Raw genomic sequence first — 17153 nt, 5'->3', positions numbered from 1 at the left:
GATTAAGGAGTAAATGATGGACTTTCATCAACTACTAAGAACCATGGTGGAAAACGAAGCCTCTGATATGTTCGTCACCGCCAAGCTGCCGGTCAGTGCGAAAATTAATGGTGAGTTACAGCCTATCGACCAAGAAGTGCTATCACCTGATCAAGCACTAGGGCTAGTGCACGATGCCATGAATGACAAACAAAAAGGGCAGTTTGACGCAGAGAAAGAGTGTAACTTTGCGATTTCCATTGACGACATCGGCCGCTTCCGTGTTTCTGCCTTTTGGCAGCGTGATATGGCAGGCATGGTGATTCGTCGTATCGTTACTGACATTCCCGATGCTGACGATCTGGGCTTACCACCAATCTTAAAAGATGTGGTGATGTCAAAGCGTGGTTTGGTGTTGTTTGTCGGTGGTACCGGTACAGGTAAATCGACCTCGATGGCAGCCTTGATTGGCTATCGCAATAAGAATGCACGCGGGCATATTCTGACCATTGAAGATCCAGTGGAATTTGTTCACGAGCATGGCAAAAGCATGATCACTCAGCGTGAAGTGGGGCTAGATACTGAAAGTTTTGATGCGGCGCTAAAAAGCTCTTTGCGTCAGGCACCAGATGTTATCTTAATTGGTGAGATCCGCTCGCAAGAAATCATGGAGCATGCGCTGGCGTTTGCTGAAACAGGTCACCTGTGTATCGCTACGCTGCATGCTAACAATGCCAACCAAGCGATAGACCGTATTATGCACTTGGTACCCGCAGAGCAGCACAAAAAGCTTCAGTTTGACCTAGCGTTAAATTTACGCGGTATTGTTGCACAGCAGTTGATCCCAACGAAAGACGGCCATGGCCGTGTGGCGGCGATTGAGATTCTGCTTAACTCTCCGTTTATTTCTGAGCTGATCAAAAAGGGGGATGTGGGCAGCATCAAAGAAGTGATGGAAAAATCGAACGAGCTAGGTATGCAAACTTTCGACCAAGCCCTGTTTGAACTCTATCAGCAGGGTTTAATCAACTATGCCGATGCACTGCACCATGCTGATTCACCAAATGATCTGCGTTTAATGATTAAACTGCGCTCGAATGATCAAAGTGGTACTGGTGGCCTGCAAGGGGTTACGCTCGCCGGTATGGAAGAAGATAAAGATAAAAATGAGTTAGGATTTTAGTGCTAGCTTATTTAAAAACAAAATGGCGAATTAGCAACTGCTAATTCGCCATTTTTTTCTTGAGGTCTCAAAGTTGAGATATTAGCTTTTCGCCCGCCGAGGCATTAACTTAACGCTAGCTTACAGTCAGATAGCCCAAATGGTTATCAAACTTAATACCATCAACAAATATGCTAGCTTGGTTGTTAGCTTGGCCGATTGGCAATATTTGTCCTTTGCCGCTGGTGGCGACAATGCCTTTACCGTCAGTGCTCATCGCAAGCCCAGCGCCATCTGAAAAACGCTCTTTGGCGATAAAGCTGTTATCATTAAGCGACCAGTAAGTCAGCATATCAGCGCGTGGACAGCTAATGGCAACAAGGTTAGCAGCATTATCAATACATACGCTAGCGGTGTAATGATTCATTCGTCGCCAAATATCTTCGCTAGCGCTGAGATACTGTAAACTTGCTTCTCCGTGGTGAGCAATGGCCAAAGGAACAAGGTCTGATTTCGCCCCTTGATACTGCAAACCAGCAACCACTTTACCTTTCTCACTGACATCAAGATGACGAATGCTGAGTTGATGATTATCCAGCTCAAAGCTATCCACTACCTTGCCTGATTCTAGCTCCATATAGGCCAAGTTCGGCTTCATGGATTCTAAGTTTAGTTTTTTTCGTGGCTGATCTGGGTGCGTGAGTATGCCGCCGTTAGCAATAACAATAAGCTTGTTATCTGGCATATAAGCTAATTGATGCGGGCCTATGCCGCCTGAATCAAATTGCTCAAGCACTTGATAAGTGTTGATATCACGTACCACAATTGCGCCTCGACCTTGCTGGTAATTGTTTTCCGTGGTGATCAATACCTGCTGATTGCCAATACCATGACCATAAAAGTGAGAACCCACCTGAGGTGATACTTGCTTGACCACTTCACCATGGTTAAAGTCCACTTCAATAAAGTACTGGCCGGGGCGACGGGCAAAAACAATCGCATGACCCGATTTAAACGGGTGGGCAATAATATCGTGGCCGCGTGCCGGCAGCTTAACGCGGCTAACTAACTCGCCATTTAAGCGATAAGCTGCGGCGTAGTGATTCCCTGATTTATCTGTGCTGGCGCTGATCAACCAGTGCTGCGCTGTGCTCGCTGATTGCGAATACATCAGGCCACCACCAACCGCTGCAACGCCTGTACCGATGGCAGCTGTGCCTTTTGCTGTAAAAGATAAAAAACGTCTTCTAGAAATACTCATACTGGTACCGAACTCTTTACTCTGCACTCTTCATTAGTTAGGGCTTGCTACAAACTAGAAGCTATATTTAATGCCAATGCTGGCTTGCTGAGGCTTGCCTGGGCGCGCACCAAACGGACGACGTGAGACGATCACTTCTTCGTCAGTCAAGTTATCGACTTTGACATAAGTACGCAGTGCATTGGTGACTTGATACCAAGCAGAGAAATCCCACTGCTGAATCTCATCTGTCATTAAACCTTCAAGCTCAGTGCCAGTACCGGCGGCTTCAGGGCTTTCGTCAGCGTGCTTAAATAGCAACGCCGCACGCCAGTTTTCATGAGCAATCGCTACTTCAACGCTGATCTGATTTTCCGGTAAGTAAGGTAGCTTATCGCCTTTCGTGACATTGCCCCATTGTGAGAACGTCGATTGAAAATCATTCTGAAACTCTGCATCTGTGTAGGTGTAAGCGATGTTAATTGGCATGGTCAGCGATTGGCTAATGGCAAATTCCGCTTGAACACTTGATTCAAGCCCAACCACTTCCACTTCACCGCCATTAAACTCAACGTCTAGATCGTCACGACAACCTGAAGAGAAGGTACAAGTGCCTTTAAGGTTTTCATAGTCGTTGTAAAAGCCAATTAGCTCAGCATTGAATAGCTTGTTGCTAAAGCGCATCCCAAGCTCGTAGTTCCAACTTTCTTCTGGGTCAATATCTGTGTCTTGACCAGGGCTATTTGGCACAAAGCCTTTGTTGACGCCAAATAAGAAACCCAATTCATCATTAACTTGATAAAACGCACCTAGCCCGGGCAATACCACGGTATCGGTATCCGACTCTGTGGTACCCGCTAAGAAATCCTTGGCTTCGCCATCAATATATTCAATGCGTACACCTGCGGTCAGGTTTAACTGGCCAAAATCAACGTCAGCGTTAACATAGCTAGCAACTGCTGTGGCGGTATCTTCATTATCGGTAATGGTTGATTGCGCGATGCCTGAATTGACTAGCTGACCATTTTGCATCAACAAGGCGTTTTGTCTGTGATTGCGCTCTACTTGGTCTTGATGAATGCGTAAACCTGCATCAATGGCAACATCAACAGCTAACCAACGAGTATCCCAAAATAACTTACTTTCAATGCCTTGCGAGTAGAACTTGCGATCGTTCAAGGTAAATAGCAGTTGCTCTTCGGTGGTTAATGAATCGCGCTCACCGGTCAGTACCTGCATAAACAAGGCGTTTAAGCCGGTGTCAGGCGAAGTTAAAATAGTTTGCATACTTCGATTGGTATTAAAGCTGTTAAAGCGATCCCAATCGCGGTCAAAATCGCGGCGGTAAGCTTGAGTAAATACACTCAGGCTGTCGGTAATATCAATATAGTGCGACACTTGGAATTGATAATGCTCCCAGTCCATTTTATCGTCTTGGCTGGCCAAGTAGCGCTGGTGTGGATTAATCGCAAAGTCGGCATCGGTTAAGCCTAAATAAGTTTCATCTGATTCTTCATCGGAATAGCCCGCTTTAAATTGCCACAGTTGATAGTACTTGCTGTTCGCTGGCGAGAAGTCGGCTTTAAACATTAGCTCGCGTTTGACAAAGCCCGTGTCTTCACCGTTTGGTAGCTCTTTAAAGCCGTCGGATGCTAAATGAATACCTTCAATTAAAAAGCCATAATCGCCGTATTCACTATTTTCCAAGCGCTGGCTGTAAATGCCGTGACCTTTTAGATAACCGTCTTGACCACCTGCAATATCTATTTCCCTTAGCGGTTTATCAGTATCGTCGGTGATCTGACGCGAGACCATATTGATCGCACCACCTATGGTATTCGGGCCATATTTAATCGCCGCTGGGCCTTTAAATACTTCCACTTGTTCCATGCGTGAAACATTAGGGAAATAGTAAGCAGCTGGTGCTGCATATGGGGCAGGAGCGATCAACACGCCATCTTCCATTATCGCGACTTTACTACTGCGTTCTGTTGTTGCGCCGCGCAGACCAATATTAGGACGCAGGCCGTAACCGTCTTCTTCACGAATATAAACGCCAGGCACACTTTGTAGCACGCGGTGAATATCGTCAAACTCATATTGGTTTAGTGCTTCTTCGTTTAGCACAAAAGCAGAGCCTGTTGCTGTGGCCAATTGATTGCGCTGACCAAAAATACTGATCACTTCAATGCTTTTTTCTGCGTTACTATTGCTGGCTTGTTGAGTCGCATTAGCGTCAGCTGTGTTTTCTGCTGCACTCTCAGCGGCATAGCTAATATGACTTGCTGCTAAAGCCGAATATGCTACGCCCAGAGCGATAGCAAGTTTAGAAAATTTATTATTCATTACTACTTAATCCTTACTGCATTCTCTGAGCGTCTAATCGCCATCGTTCGAGTTAAAACCGATGTTAATATCTGTGGTTTGCACAAATTCTGTGGAAATTACATCGCGGATTTCACGTACCGCTTGCACCACTTCACTAATATTGGTGCGGCTTGCTTCATTGTTTAACGCGTCGGCGTAATTGCCACTTAGTGTTGCAGCGCTGGTGATGGCAGCATTGAGCTTTTCAGTCATCGAGTTAGCAATCGCCGATTGGTCAAAATGACCCGTCAAAATGTCATCAAAGCCGTGGCCACTACCTGCCGTGTAAATGCTTAGGAAGGTATCTAAATTCACTTTAATACTTGGAATCGATTCGTCGCTTAGCGTGAATTCGGCAATGCTTGGAATACCAGGTGCGCTGATCGCTAATGGCTCTAGCATTTTCTCATCTTTCACTCGTTCAACGTGCTCTAGCCAGTTAGTAACCAACTCTTCAACCGCATCTTTTTGACTAGTAAAAACACCTGTACCGCTGGTCACTTCGGCGACAAAATTACCGCTGTCGGCGCGCCAGCCGTCATAAATATCGCCAGAGATATTGGCGACATTCGCTGAAATTGCGACCAGTGCTTCACAGCGTTTATCTTTATCGCTGGCACTTAGCAGTGAGTTATTGCTCTGGGCATACAGCAATTGCTCTAGTGCCGGAATACCCTGTGCACCAACATTTTGCGTGGCAACGATGTCTGCGGTAATGGTTTCGCTGGTTGCTAATAAATTGCTAAGACCACGATTTACCGCATCATTGGTATCTGGCCACAGTTGCATTTTAAAGTTGCGGCTTTCCTCTAGCACTGGGCCTACACGCACCCATTGTGCTGCTTGCCAGTAGGCATTCATTGACTGCCATGCACTTTGCACTTCGCTTAGGTCGCTATTGCTTGGTGAGCCTAGTTGACAGAAGCTTTGTGCCAACGACTCCAGTGCTATCGCGCTGGTTTCCAGTCGCTGATAGCTTGGAATAATTACGTTATTACTGACATCGGTTAACCATTTAGCAAATTCTTCATCAACATTGGTGGTTGGCGTTGACGGCGTGCTTGGTGTTGATGGAGTACTTGGTGTAGAAGGAGTCGAAGGCTCTGAACTTGAACCTCCACCACCGCCACCACCACAGCCAGTTAAGGCAAAGGCGATAATCATCGAACTTAAAATTTTGTTGTAGCTAGTCATGGCAGCTCCTAAATTGAATGCAAGAAAGTGAGCAGGGCGTTTCTTTCTTGTGCGCTAAGTTGTTTAAATTTCTGCTGTGCTGGTAGTGCTTCGCCGCCATGCCAAAGCACAGCTTCTTCAATTGAGCGAGCACGACCGTCGTGTAAATATCTGGCTTCGCCAAGCACGGCTTGTTGCAAGCCAATGCCCCAAAGTGGCGGTGTTCGCCATTCGCGACCAGTTGCTTGTCCTTCCATTGCGCCATCAGCAAGACCTTCACCCATATCGTGCAAAGCGAGATTGGTGTAAGGCCAAATGGTTTGATTGGCGAGGTTGTTATCTGGGTAGTTACTGGCTGTGGTGTAACTTGGGGTATGGCAGCTAGCACAGCCGAGTTGGTTAAATAGCTGACGACCTTTTAGTGCTGGCGGTGATTGCGGGTTACGCGTTGGTGGCACGCCTAAATGTTGGCTAAAGGCCATTACCAAGTTCACTAATTTATCTGGAATTTCCACGCTTTTGTGGCCACCGAGCTTTGATGCGGCGAAACATTCTAACTGCGCAGCTTCGCAAGACTCTTGTGGAAAGACATTATTGGTAATGCCGATATCATCGCGAAACGCTGCTACCACTTGTTGCTTTAGGCTAGGGTGTTTGGCTTTTAGGCCAAAACGGCCAACGCCAATACCACCATTGACATGATCCGCGGCGCGATTGTAGCGTGGGCTAATGCCATCACCATTGGTATCGTCAGCATCTTCTTGCGCGAGCAAGTCGTGTTCGCTAATGGCATCGAGCAAGCCAGCGCCATAGACATTCGGTGAAAAACGCGGTGAAGGTGCAATACCTTCGCTAATCTCGCCATAGGCAAGTCGCGTTAATTGGTAGCTAGGTTTTTGTAGCTGATACGGGGTTCCATCGGCATACTCGCCATCAATGGTTTTATAGCTAAGATCTAACCAAGCTTCACCGACCGGGCTTTTTTCCAATCGACCATGGTTAAACTTAATGGCACGCGGTTGGATTTGGCCACCATAGTTGTGTCCGTTAGTGTACTTTTCTGATGCATAACGCTCAGCAATTGGTCCCAAGCGAATTAATAAGGAAGTGGGTAAATATTCACCGGGTTTGCTCATTCTACCTCGACTGCCGCCTTGGTGGCAGGCGACACAAGAGCGCGCATTAAACAATGGGCCAAGACCATCTCTGTCTTTGGTCGAGCTTGGCGCAATTACCCAAGGATCACGAAACAGCGAAAAACCCGTCCAAAAATCTAGTTTTGCTTTACCCTTAACGCTTTCGCCGGGGAAAATATAGCTGCGGGTCGAAATGCGCTTCATGGTCATTTCACCACCGGGCTTTGTCGGTAAGGAAGCGGGAAGGGCGATACTTGCATCGTCAGACTTAGCTAGAGCTGGTGCTGAGCTTAAGGTGGCAATAGCAGCCACGACCGCGGTTGCTATTGCGTTAGGAGAAATTTGGCTAAACTTCATCACTTATAAACTTTCCAAAAAGCTCAGCAGCTGTGCACGCTCTGCTTGGCTTAACTGCATAAAGTTGTTTTTTGCCGTTTCAGCTTCACCACCATGCCATAAAATTGCTTCTTCGATGGTGCGGGCGCGGCCATCGTGTAAGAAAGTAGAATCAGCATTAACGGTTTGTACTAAGCCTAAGCCCCAAAGTGCTGGTGTTTTCCATTCGCTGCCGCTGGCATCACCTTGAATTAAACCATCAGCCAAGCCTTCACAGCGCTGCACGTACAAGCATTCTTGCGCGTTTGAATTACAGCTTTGCCCGTCGATTAACTCGCGCGTGACCTGACAAGAGCCGCCCATGTCGTGTAATAGCAAATCGGTATACGGGAAAATAACTTGGTTCGATAAAATCTCAATAGGCGCTGGATTAGGCTCTAAGCTGGTTAGAGTTAGCTGACCTAAGACACTACCCGGTGCTTCTTGGGTAATGTGGCGCGGGGTGTGACACGAGGTGCAACCTGAGTCAAAAAAGTGTTTACGTCCTTGCGTTACTTCATCACCCCATGTTTCGCTGTCGCGATCAAAACCGCGACGCGCTGGCACCCCTAACACGCGGTTGTAAAACTCAACCAGCGCCAGCTCGCGATTGGAAAAATCAACGTCATCGCCAACTTTAGATTCTTGCGCTGCCACTTGCTGACACGCTAGTTGCGCATCGGTGCATGGCTCATTGGTGAATATAGTGGTGGTAATGCCGATATCGCCGTTATAGGCGCCTGCCACTTGTTGCAGAACCGTTGGGTTTTGTGCTTTGTAAGCAAAGCGGCCAAGCTCAGTTTCACCGCTAATAGCGTTGGTGACCATAGAGGCACGACCGGAAATACCATCGTTATCAGCGTCGTTAGGGTCGGCCAGTTTTAAAATATTGTCGGCTGGAATTTCCGCCAGTAAGCCAACGCCGAACGCTTGTGGCGCAACACGCGGTGAAAAGCGAATATCGTCGCTAAAGGCGCCAAAGCTTAAGTCTCGAATTTTCAAAATTGGCTTTCTTAGTTGGTAGCTAGTGCCGTCAGGGTAGCTGCCGTCAACCATTTCATACTCGATAAATGGGAAAGCTTCACCGTATAGTTCGGTGCCATTAACTGAGCCATTGTGCACAGGTAGGCCTGAATCAAAGTCTGAGGTAGTAAAGCTTTGCTCGGCAAACGGTTGAATTTGATCGCCGTAGATCGGGTCGGCGCTACCATCACTGCGGCCAACTTTAACCAGCATACTCAACATAGGTGCGGTTGCTGATGCGGGAACTACGCCACGACCGTCGTTTAAGTGACAACCTTGGCAGTTACTGGTATTCAGTATTGGCCCAATATCTTCATGAGGTGTTCTAAACAAATGATCGCCTGAGGTAAAAAAACCATCTAAGCGAAAATCGTCAGCAATCGCCTCAGGTCTTGTGCTAAAAGCATCTTCGTTGGTGACAAATAAGGTGGTATCACCACCTGCTAGGTACTCGTCTTTAATCGGTGTCTCTGCGCTGAGCGGTGTTAGGCCACTGTGATCTTCTGTTGGCGCTGGCGTAGTTGGCGGCTCAGGAGTTGTCGGAGGTGCGGTGGGTGGCTCTGTTGGTGGAGTCACAGAATCAGGCTCTGATGAACCGCCACCACCACAGGCGGTTAAGCCAATAGTGGTGGTAAGTAATAATGCTAATGTTGCTAAATGATGTGCTTTCAAAAATCTGCCCCTCTGATTTGTGAAATAATCTTGTAAAACTGTTTGAGCTTTTTACTTAAATAATCCAGGCGTTGCTTAAAACAGCTATATGCCTTGCTGATTGGATTACTATTTATTGCTAACTTCCAAGCGTGTTAAGTGTGTTTTGTTTACTACTTGCTCGTGTTCTGCGACTTGTGTGAAAACAAAACAAGGATAGGCTCGGTTGAGCCTATCCAGTTTCATCCTTGAATGTGGCGACAAATATCACGCTGTCGCCCTTGGAGTAGGTGCTTAGATATCTTGATCTGTGTCTTGACGTATATCGTTAGTGGTTACGTTTAACGCGTCGATTGCTTGTTCGATATCGTCAGTTTGTTCAACTAAAGCTTCAATCACGGCAATCACGTTTGGCTGCTCAATCCCTTCTTGAATTAGCGTATCGAATGGCATACCTGTTTTTGCTTTAGTATCAATTACCGTTGCTGCAGCCATGGTAGCTTCAAGTGAGCCTCGTAGTTGGTTAGCTAGCTCAGGCTCGCCTTCAACCACTAGTAAATCGTGGATAGAAGCACCGTCAACGACTTCGCCGTTAATGCGTGTGTAAGTCGCGTTGTAGCTGTTTTGAACACCTTTTGCGTTTAAGAAAATATCGCGGTGAGTGTTGTCACTAAAACAAGAGTGCTCATCTTCTTGTGAGTCAGTTACTAGTGCGATATTGATACGCTCACCCGCTAATTCACCGAAGCTTAAACGACCCATGCCTTCTAAGATGCGAGCTAGAGACTCGTCGCCACCTGCGGTAAATGCTTTGTAGTGAACACCTTCACCCGGTTCCCAAGCTTCAGTAACTGCTTGTAAATCTTCAATTAGTAGATCGGCTGCGGCAATTAGGTAGTCACCACGACGCTCACAAATTTGCTCCGCTGCAGCGTCAGAGCCTGAAGTACAAGTACCTGGCGTTGTGAAGTAGTCAGAAGCAGGGCGTTGGCCGCCTGTTGCATCACGCGGGCCTGTACCACTTTGATCGGCATTTAAATCTTGGCCCCAAAGTAAGAATTCAATGGCGTGGTAGCCTGTGGTTACGTTGCGCTCGTCTTCACCAAATTCGAAGGTAGTGCGCAATGTCGAAGCGTTGATGGTAGGGTAGTCGGCTGTGTTAGCAATGATGTTGTTTGATAGCGCATTCGCCGCGCTTTCTGGACCAGCATCACCGTCTACTTGTGGAGCAACATAATCGATAATTGCTTCACCTAGCGGCCAAGCATTGATTTTGCCTTCTGGGCCGTCACCTTCTTCGCCGATAGTACCATCTGCTTTTAATGCATCAATTGGACCTTCGCGGAAACGGTACACTTCTGTTTGACCGTATGGCTCACGCGCTGCTAACCATGCATCTTTTGCTGCATCTAGCGTTGCGTCAGATGGAGAAGCAACTAAATCTTCAAGTGCTTTTTTTAGCGTTTGTGCGCTGATTAGAGAGTCTGAGTAAGCTGCATAAGCGATATTTGCATTGGTTTTGATAACGTCGTCACGGGTTACAAGAGCGCTAACACCGTCAGTACCGTTTTGACCAGCAGCACCCGCTGCACCAGCAGGGCCTTGCACGCCGTCGTCGCCATCGTCAACACAAGCAGTTAATGTGGTTGCAACCAAGAGTGCTGCAGCAATTTTCGTCAATGAGCTAACTTTCATTCTATCCTCGTCTTTCGTGTGATGACCCAATAACTAAGTGCTAACAACATGGGTAAAGCCATGCGTTGCCTTCTGACTGGGTTTGGTGAAGTAATTGTTCTAAATCGCGCAATAGGTTAAAGAATCTAATTTATAAAATCAATGCAAATGATAATAATTATCATGTGTTATCTGGATCTTGTTTAGGTTTGATTTTTAAGCAATAGAGCAAATAAATCTAGGGCTTTTCATAAGCACTTAATAAAAATTTGATTTGGCACAAGTTTTCTTGCTGCGGAGACTATGAATTGGACAATTAAGCTGAGCTAAGAGAAATTGAGAGAAGAGGGCGTTTAAGTTTTTAAGCAATTTAGATTCGCTAGTAAGCGTGAGCTTTTATATTTACGAGTTGTAAATAAGGCTTTCTTGCGTGGTGCCTTCAACGAAGACTTTTATTCAAAAGTATTTTTATAAACCGCTTTAGTTAGCTGGGAGATTTTTTCGTGTTACTTATTGAAGGGAGTAGGGAATACCATCAAGCTGCTATGCTTTCGCGCGTAATATTTCATCTTGAGAGAGCGGGCGATAGTCGCCACTAGCAAGCGATTCTGGCAGTACGATATTACCAACTTTTTGGCGATGTAGGGCGACAACAGGGTTGCGAAATCGACCAAACATACGCTTTATTTGATGGTATTTTCCTTCGGTTAACACCACATGAGCACGATAATCGTCGAGAATAGTCAACTTGGCGGGCTGGGTGGTGATATCTTCAAAACCGAAGTACATGCCGTCATTAAAGGCGTCGATATATTCAGCTGTGAGTTTATTGGCAAGTGATACTCGGTAGTGCTTTTCAACTTTGTGTTTGGGATCGGTCAAGGCTTCCGACCAGCGGCTATCATTGGTCAGCAACACCAGCCCAGAGGTATTTAAATCAAGGCGACCGACGATGTGCAGCTCGTGCTTATAAGGCTCGTTAATTAAGTCGATAACGGTGTTGTGTTGCTGATCTTTTGTTGCACATACGACACCAACAGGCTTGTGCAGCATCAAGTAATGAGCACTATGGTTTTGGATGATTTGGCCATCAAACGCAATTACTGAAAATTTATTGATGAGCTGGTCAACGCTAGTGGCAATATCACCATCAATAACAACACGCTGCTGTGCGACAAGTAAACGTACCTGCTTGCGATTGATGCTAAGGTAGTTCGCGATAAATTTGTCGATACGGCTGGTGCTTAAAGGTTTGTTTCCGAAATTATTCAACATAACAAAGTTTTAAATATTTTTATCGCCACTTTCCGGTTAGTTTTTCGACTGAAATTGATATTCCATCAGGCGAATTAATGATTGGAAGCAATTGTTTCAAGGAGTTAAATGTAACAATCCAAAAACAGCAGAGGTAAGTATACCTGATGTCGCTCGCCAGCATGTGTATCAAGACAACAAAATTAGAGGCAATTATTGATGACGTGGAAATTATTAGGGATATTAATTTTGGTTATTTTAGCGCTACCTACAAGGTATTTAGTATTTGTTGATCAGGTATATGGTCGTGAAGGCTTCGAATATATGCCGACAGCGTTGCTGAATTGGAGAGTCGGCGTGTTAGGTGATTATGAAGTTTCTGGATCTTACGATATTTTGAGCTACTACACCTATAAAATGAATGCGCTTGAAGTACATGATTCAAACAGGATGCTTTATTTAATAGAGTACAAGAAGCTAATTGAACTAATTGATTTTGATAACTTTTCTCAGACGACTTTAAATAAATTAATGATAGAGTCTGCTCATAAAGGAAAACTTGATACGTTTACTGAGCTTTATTGCAACGCGAATCGTTTAGACTTTACGGATATAAAGTTCAATTACGAACCTAACATTCCCACGCACCTATCTGAATATATATCATCCTCAAAAGTAGATAGGTTGACATGCTAACTGACGATAAGTTCGAAGTTAAGTCTGTTAGTTACGCTAAACCCAGCCAAATCAGCCAAAGTGGCAGGGTGACTACAGCTGAAATTGTGCTAACTACCACACTACTGGCAACGGCTTTACGGTGAACTTGGTGTTGCTGAGCAATTAAGTAGGCATTAACGCCCGTTGGGCAAGCACTTAAGATCACTAGCACTTGCACGATAAGGGTATCCAGCGCAAAAACATATTTTGCCATCAGGTAAACTAGCAGCGGTAAGATAATCAGTTTAATTGAGCTGGCAAGCGCGATAAAGCGGCGTTCACCGCGGATATCGTATTTGGCAATCGAGGCACCAAGCGCAATCAATGCTAAGGTGATGGCGGGCTGACCTAGCATTTCAAGTGGTCGAGCGATTAATGCTGGAATGGTTATGCCGAGCGCATTCACCAGCAAGCCAGATAGAATGCCAAAAACTAATGGGTTGGTGATTGTTTGTTTGGCAAAATTTAGCCAATTAATACCTTGCCCTGCACTGTTATTTTTAACTTCAATATGTTGGCTCGCCGCAATCGCGCTGGTTAGCGCAAATAGCATCGCGCTGTGGAAGGTCACAATTAGAAATATAATGGGCAGTGCGCTATCACCGATGACCAAGAGCAGCAGTGGTAAACCAACAATTATGTTGTTGGAATAACTGCTCGCTAGCGCAAATACCGCAGAGCCGCCGCGATGCTTTTTGTAATCGGGATGGAGCAGAAAGTTAAGCGTAAACCCGAGTGCAAAACAAAGCAGTACGGGTAAATAAAAAGCGGCTATTGGTAGTGGGTTTAACACGCTGGACAAGTCGGCGGTTGCCATGCGATAAAACAAAAAAGCCGGAATAAAAATCGTAAAGGTGATTTTACTTAACCCGCTTAGCTGGCCGTCATTAAGCCATTGACGTTTTGCGATTAAGTAACCAAGCAATGCCAAGATGAGTAGTGGACTAATAATCGATAAGATATTAATCAAAGAAATGATCCCTGAGTTGATAAACCATTAATGCGCTAGTTTGAAACTTAACCGTAAAGCTGCTCAAAAAAACTTTCGACAATCAGTTTTGCCGATTCGGCGTCAATATTATCTTTGGCGAGATTACGATAACCGCCGCGGGCAAATAACGATTCTTTGGCCGCTGCTGTAGTTAAGCGTTCGTCATTAAATTCAACCGTAAGTCCGTATCGGCCAAATAAACGATTACCAAATTTCTTGGCATCTCGGGTCAATTGTTGCTCACTGCCATCCATGTTCAGCGGTAAGCCAACAATCAGATAATCAGGCTGCCACTGCTCGATAAATTTAGTGAGTGCATCCCAATGAGGAATGCCGTCTTTCGCTTTAACTGAGCCAAGTGGCGAGGCGGTACCGGTAATTTCTTGGCCAACAGCAACGCCAATATATTTTTTACCAAAATCAAAACCTAGGGCGGTGCGTTCACCGACAGGGCGCTTGGATTTCGCCATTGAATGTAACTCTCAAGATGATTGTGTGTTCGCGATAAAAGCCAGAGCAGTAGAGATATACGCTACTCGCTTTTAAGGTGGTGATAATAGAAGGTAAGTCTACACTTTGTTATCCCCAAAGAGAATTATCAAAGTGCAGTATTCGATTATAGCTAGTCTAGCTATTAGGCATGACCAACGTCAGAAGATAGGTGGGCAAGGTCAATACCTAACTTTTCTGTCGCTTTTTGCCAGCGTTGCTCGATGGGGGTTTCAAACAATATTTTGTTATCAGCAGGCGTGGTTAACCACGAATTTTCGGCAATTTCTTTTTCTAATTGGCCTGGGCCCCACCCAGCATAGCCAAGGGTAACCATAAATTGTGGTGGTGCTTGCTCCGTACCTAGTGCCATTAAAATATCTTTTGAGGTGGTGATCATCACTTCATCACTTAATGCGAGTGAGCTTGACCAGCAATCTTGCGGGCTATGCAGCACAAAGCCTCGTTGCTGAGCAACTGGGCCACCGGTCAGTACTTGTTGTTCAAGCGAGTCAAGCTGAGGTTTGTCGGCGTCAATTTGCTCTAACAACTCGTTCAGAGTGAGTTCGACCGGCAAGTTAATGATCAGCCCCATCGCGCCATCATCATTGTGTTCACAAATATAGGTGACGGTGCGGCTAAAAAAAGGATCACCCATGGTTGGCATAGCAATTAACAACTGATTTTCTAAACTTTCCATCGAGTGCTCCTTTTTTCTGATACAGCTTTTTTGATATCTCAACTGAGTTAGCGCTGAGCCAATTCTTGCTCAATAGCGTCCATTAACTTGCCTGAAATGTTAATGGCAAATGCCGCTTCAATTTCACGAATACAGGTTGGGCTAGTGACGTTGATTTCAGTCACTTTATCGCCAATTACATCAAGACCAACAAAGAATAAACCGCGTTTTTTCAGCTCTGGTGCAATCGTTTCTGCAATTAGTTTGTCACTGGCCGAAAGTGGTCTTGGCTCACCGCTACCACCGGCGGCTAGGTTGCCACGGGTTTCACCTTGCGCCGGAATACGTGCTAAGCAGTATGGCATGACTTCGCCGTTAACTATCAGGATGCGTTTATCGCCGTCTTTAATTGCTGGCATGTACTCTTGTACCATAGCATATTGACTGCCATGTGCCGTTAAAGTTTCAATGATGACGCCAACATTGGCATCGCCTTCTTTGATGCGGAAAATTGATGAGCCACCCATGCCATCAAGTGGCTTAATAATCACGTCTTTTTCTTGTTGGTGGAATGCGCGAATTCGCTCACTGCTGCGGGTTACGAGTGTTTTTGGCGTAAGCTCTGGGAACCAGGCGGTAAATAATTTTTCATTACAGTCACGTAAGCTTTGTGGCTTGTTAACGATTAAGGTACCGGCTTGTTCTGCGCGCTCTAGCATGTAAGTAGCGTAGATGTATTCGGTATCAAACGGCGGATCTTTACGCATTAATACCGCGTCTAGGTCAGTTAACGAAATGTCTTGTGCTTCGTCTAAATCGTACCAATGCTCGGCATCATCGTAGACTTTTACTTGGCGAACGGTTGCTCGGCACTCACCTTGCTCAAGGTATAAGTCATTCATTTCGATGTAAAACAATTGGTAGCCACGTTGCTGTGCTTCCAACATCATCGCCATTGACGAGTCTTTTTGTACTTTTACTTCAGAAATTGGGTCCATTACGACCCCAAGTTTAATCGTCATACTGTTTCCTATAAATCGCCAAAGCGACATTGTAATGCCGTAATCGCAGTTAGCGCGGCAGTTTCAGTTCTTAATACGCGTGGCCCAAGCAATACGTCGGTAAAGCCAGCATCACGGGCGCTGTTAATCTCTTCGTCACTGAGGCCACCTTCAGGGCCAATCAGTAAGCGTACTTGCTTGGTTTCTACCGGCAAACTCATAATCGAGTGCTCGGCACGCGGATGTAAATTTAATTTTAACGCATCAGTTCGCTGTGTTTGCCATTCGCTTAAGCTAACAGGCGCTTTCACTTCTGGCACTAAGCAACGGCCACTTTGCTCACAAGCGCTAATGACAATTTTTTGCCATTGCTCTTGTTTTTTCTTGAGGCGATCACCGGTAAGTTTCACGCCACAACGCTCGGTAAATAGAGGCGTAATGGTTTGCACCCCGAGCTCAACCGATTTCTGCAAGGTGAAATCCATACGATCACCGCGCGAAATTCCTTGCCCCAAATGAATATTAAGCGGCGACTCGTTTTCAACAATTTGCTCGCTTTCTATTTCAGCAAATGCCTGCTTTTTCGTGACATTAACCAAGCGTGCTTGGTATTGAGCATAGTAGGGAGCGGTTTCTCCCTCATTAATTTGCCCATTAAACAAAGTAATCGAGTCACCATCGCTTAATCGCAATACCCTGACCACATGACCGAAGGCATCATCAGATAATTGCACTTGAGTATTCACGGCTAATGCCTGATTAAGGTAAATTCGAGGGTTACGCATTGCGATATTGTCTAAAAATCAGCTTGTTAGAATGATTACAAGATTGGGGTTGGCAGGTTAAAAAACAAGACTGCTCGCTAAAATTTTCACACTGGAAATCAGGCTTCACGTTTAAGTGACCCAAGCACATAGCCCGCAATGGAGCTAAGTAAAGCGATGGCCGCCTCCGATAACTGCCCCGCCAAGGCTAAGTAAGCCGCGGTGACTAAAATTGCAAAAACGGTCAGGATTTTTAGCGAGTTACCACCATTAAAGAACTCTTTAAGTGAATTTGAAGCCGCTTCTGGTGCATTTTTAATGGCGACAATTGCTGCAATCGCTGAAATTAGTAGGGCGGTAATTAGCACAATAGTAAGTGCATAAATCGCAATTAAGGGCAGATTAGGGTCAGTAGGCTGCATGCTGTTTACCTTATACCTTAGTGAGCACCTTATGTCTTGTTGAGCATCTTAGCGAG

At 45.6% G+C, this 17153-nt stretch carries 15 protein-coding genes; 2 read left to right on the top strand and 13 right to left on the bottom strand.

The genetic code is table 11. The annotated features are described in order from the left end of the window. Positions 1-16 precede the first annotated feature (16 nt). Positions 17-1162, top strand: a complete 1146-nt coding sequence (locus DXX92_RS13950; protein ID WP_116000997.1) for a PilT/PilU family type 4a pilus ATPase — start codon at positions 17-19, stop codon at positions 1160-1162. 115 nt (positions 1163-1277) lie between these two features. Here the strand turns inward: DXX92_RS13950 and DXX92_RS13945 are convergent, their stop codons facing one another. The 7 genes from DXX92_RS13945 to DXX92_RS13915 all read right to left on the bottom strand — a co-directional run bounded on the left by DXX92_RS13945 (position 1278) and on the right by DXX92_RS13915 (position 12055). Next, a complete protein-coding gene (locus DXX92_RS13945) occupies positions 1278-2402 on the bottom strand; it encodes a DUF1513 domain-containing protein (protein ID WP_147301966.1) in 1125 nt (374 codons plus the stop codon). A gap of 54 nt (positions 2403-2456) precedes the next feature. Beyond that, positions 2457-4727, bottom strand: coding sequence for a TonB-dependent receptor family protein (locus tag DXX92_RS13940; RefSeq protein WP_116000995.1), 2271 nt, complete (start codon positions 4725-4727; stop codon positions 2457-2459). Between the two features lie 33 nt (positions 4728-4760). Continuing rightward, positions 4761-5942, bottom strand: coding sequence for an imelysin family protein (locus DXX92_RS13935; protein ID WP_116000994.1), 1182 nt, complete (start codon positions 5940-5942; stop codon positions 4761-4763). 8 nt (positions 5943-5950) lie between these two features. Beyond that, positions 5951-7414 (bottom strand): di-heme oxidoredictase family protein, encoded by a 1464-nt coding sequence (locus tag DXX92_RS13930; RefSeq protein WP_116000993.1) that lies wholly within the window; start codon positions 7412-7414, stop codon positions 5951-5953. 3 nt (positions 7415-7417) lie between these two features. Then, on the bottom strand, positions 7418-9127 hold the full coding sequence (locus DXX92_RS13925) for a di-heme oxidoredictase family protein (protein ID WP_116000992.1): 1710 nt from the start codon (positions 9125-9127) through the stop codon (positions 7418-7420). Between the two features lie 273 nt (positions 9128-9400). Further along, entirely contained in the window at positions 9401-10801 is a 1401-nt protein-coding gene (locus DXX92_RS13920; protein ID WP_116000991.1) for an imelysin family protein, read from the bottom strand. Positions 10802-11323: 522 nt separating this feature from the next. After that, a complete protein-coding gene (locus DXX92_RS13915; protein WP_116000990.1) occupies positions 11324-12055 on the bottom strand; it encodes a 16S rRNA pseudouridine(516) synthase in 732 nt (243 codons plus the stop codon). Positions 12056-12253: 198 nt separating this feature from the next. Here DXX92_RS13915 and DXX92_RS13910 point away from each other — a divergent pair, with 198 nt between their 5' ends. Beyond that, entirely contained in the window at positions 12254-12730 is a 477-nt protein-coding gene (locus DXX92_RS13910) for a hypothetical protein (protein WP_116000989.1), read from the top strand. A gap of 31 nt (positions 12731-12761) precedes the next feature. Here DXX92_RS13910 and DXX92_RS13905 read toward each other — a convergent pair whose 3' ends face one another. The 6 genes from DXX92_RS13905 to DXX92_RS13880 form a co-directional block, all read right to left on the bottom strand. After that, positions 12762-13721, bottom strand: a complete 960-nt coding sequence (locus tag DXX92_RS13905; protein WP_116000988.1) for an AEC family transporter — start codon at positions 13719-13721, stop codon at positions 12762-12764. 47 nt (positions 13722-13768) lie between these two features. Beyond that, positions 13769-14212 (bottom strand): Holliday junction resolvase RuvX, encoded by a 444-nt coding sequence (gene ruvX, locus DXX92_RS13900; protein WP_116000987.1) that lies wholly within the window; start codon positions 14210-14212, stop codon positions 13769-13771. A 164-nt stretch (positions 14213-14376) separates the two neighbouring features. Next, a complete protein-coding gene (locus DXX92_RS13895; protein WP_116000986.1) occupies positions 14377-14931 on the bottom strand; it encodes a YqgE/AlgH family protein in 555 nt (184 codons plus the stop codon). A 47-nt stretch (positions 14932-14978) separates the two neighbouring features. Next, entirely contained in the window at positions 14979-15932 is a 954-nt protein-coding gene (gene gshB / locus DXX92_RS13890) for a glutathione synthase (protein WP_116000985.1), read from the bottom strand. An 8-nt stretch (positions 15933-15940) separates the two neighbouring features. Next, positions 15941-16696, bottom strand: coding sequence for a 16S rRNA (uracil(1498)-N(3))-methyltransferase (gene rsmE, locus DXX92_RS13885; protein ID WP_116000984.1), 756 nt, complete (start codon positions 16694-16696; stop codon positions 15941-15943). 98 nt (positions 16697-16794) lie between these two features. Then, positions 16795-17097, bottom strand: a complete 303-nt coding sequence (locus DXX92_RS13880; RefSeq protein WP_116000983.1) for a hypothetical protein — start codon at positions 17095-17097, stop codon at positions 16795-16797. Positions 17098-17153 lie beyond the last annotated feature (56 nt).

Source organism: Thalassotalea euphylliae (assembly GCF_003390395.1).
GTDB classification, from domain to species: domain Bacteria; phylum Pseudomonadota; class Gammaproteobacteria; order Enterobacterales; family Alteromonadaceae; genus Thalassotalea_F; species Thalassotalea_F euphylliae_C.
The sequence above is the reverse complement of the archived record's forward strand: the minus strand, read 5'-3'. Positions and strand labels throughout refer to the sequence as shown.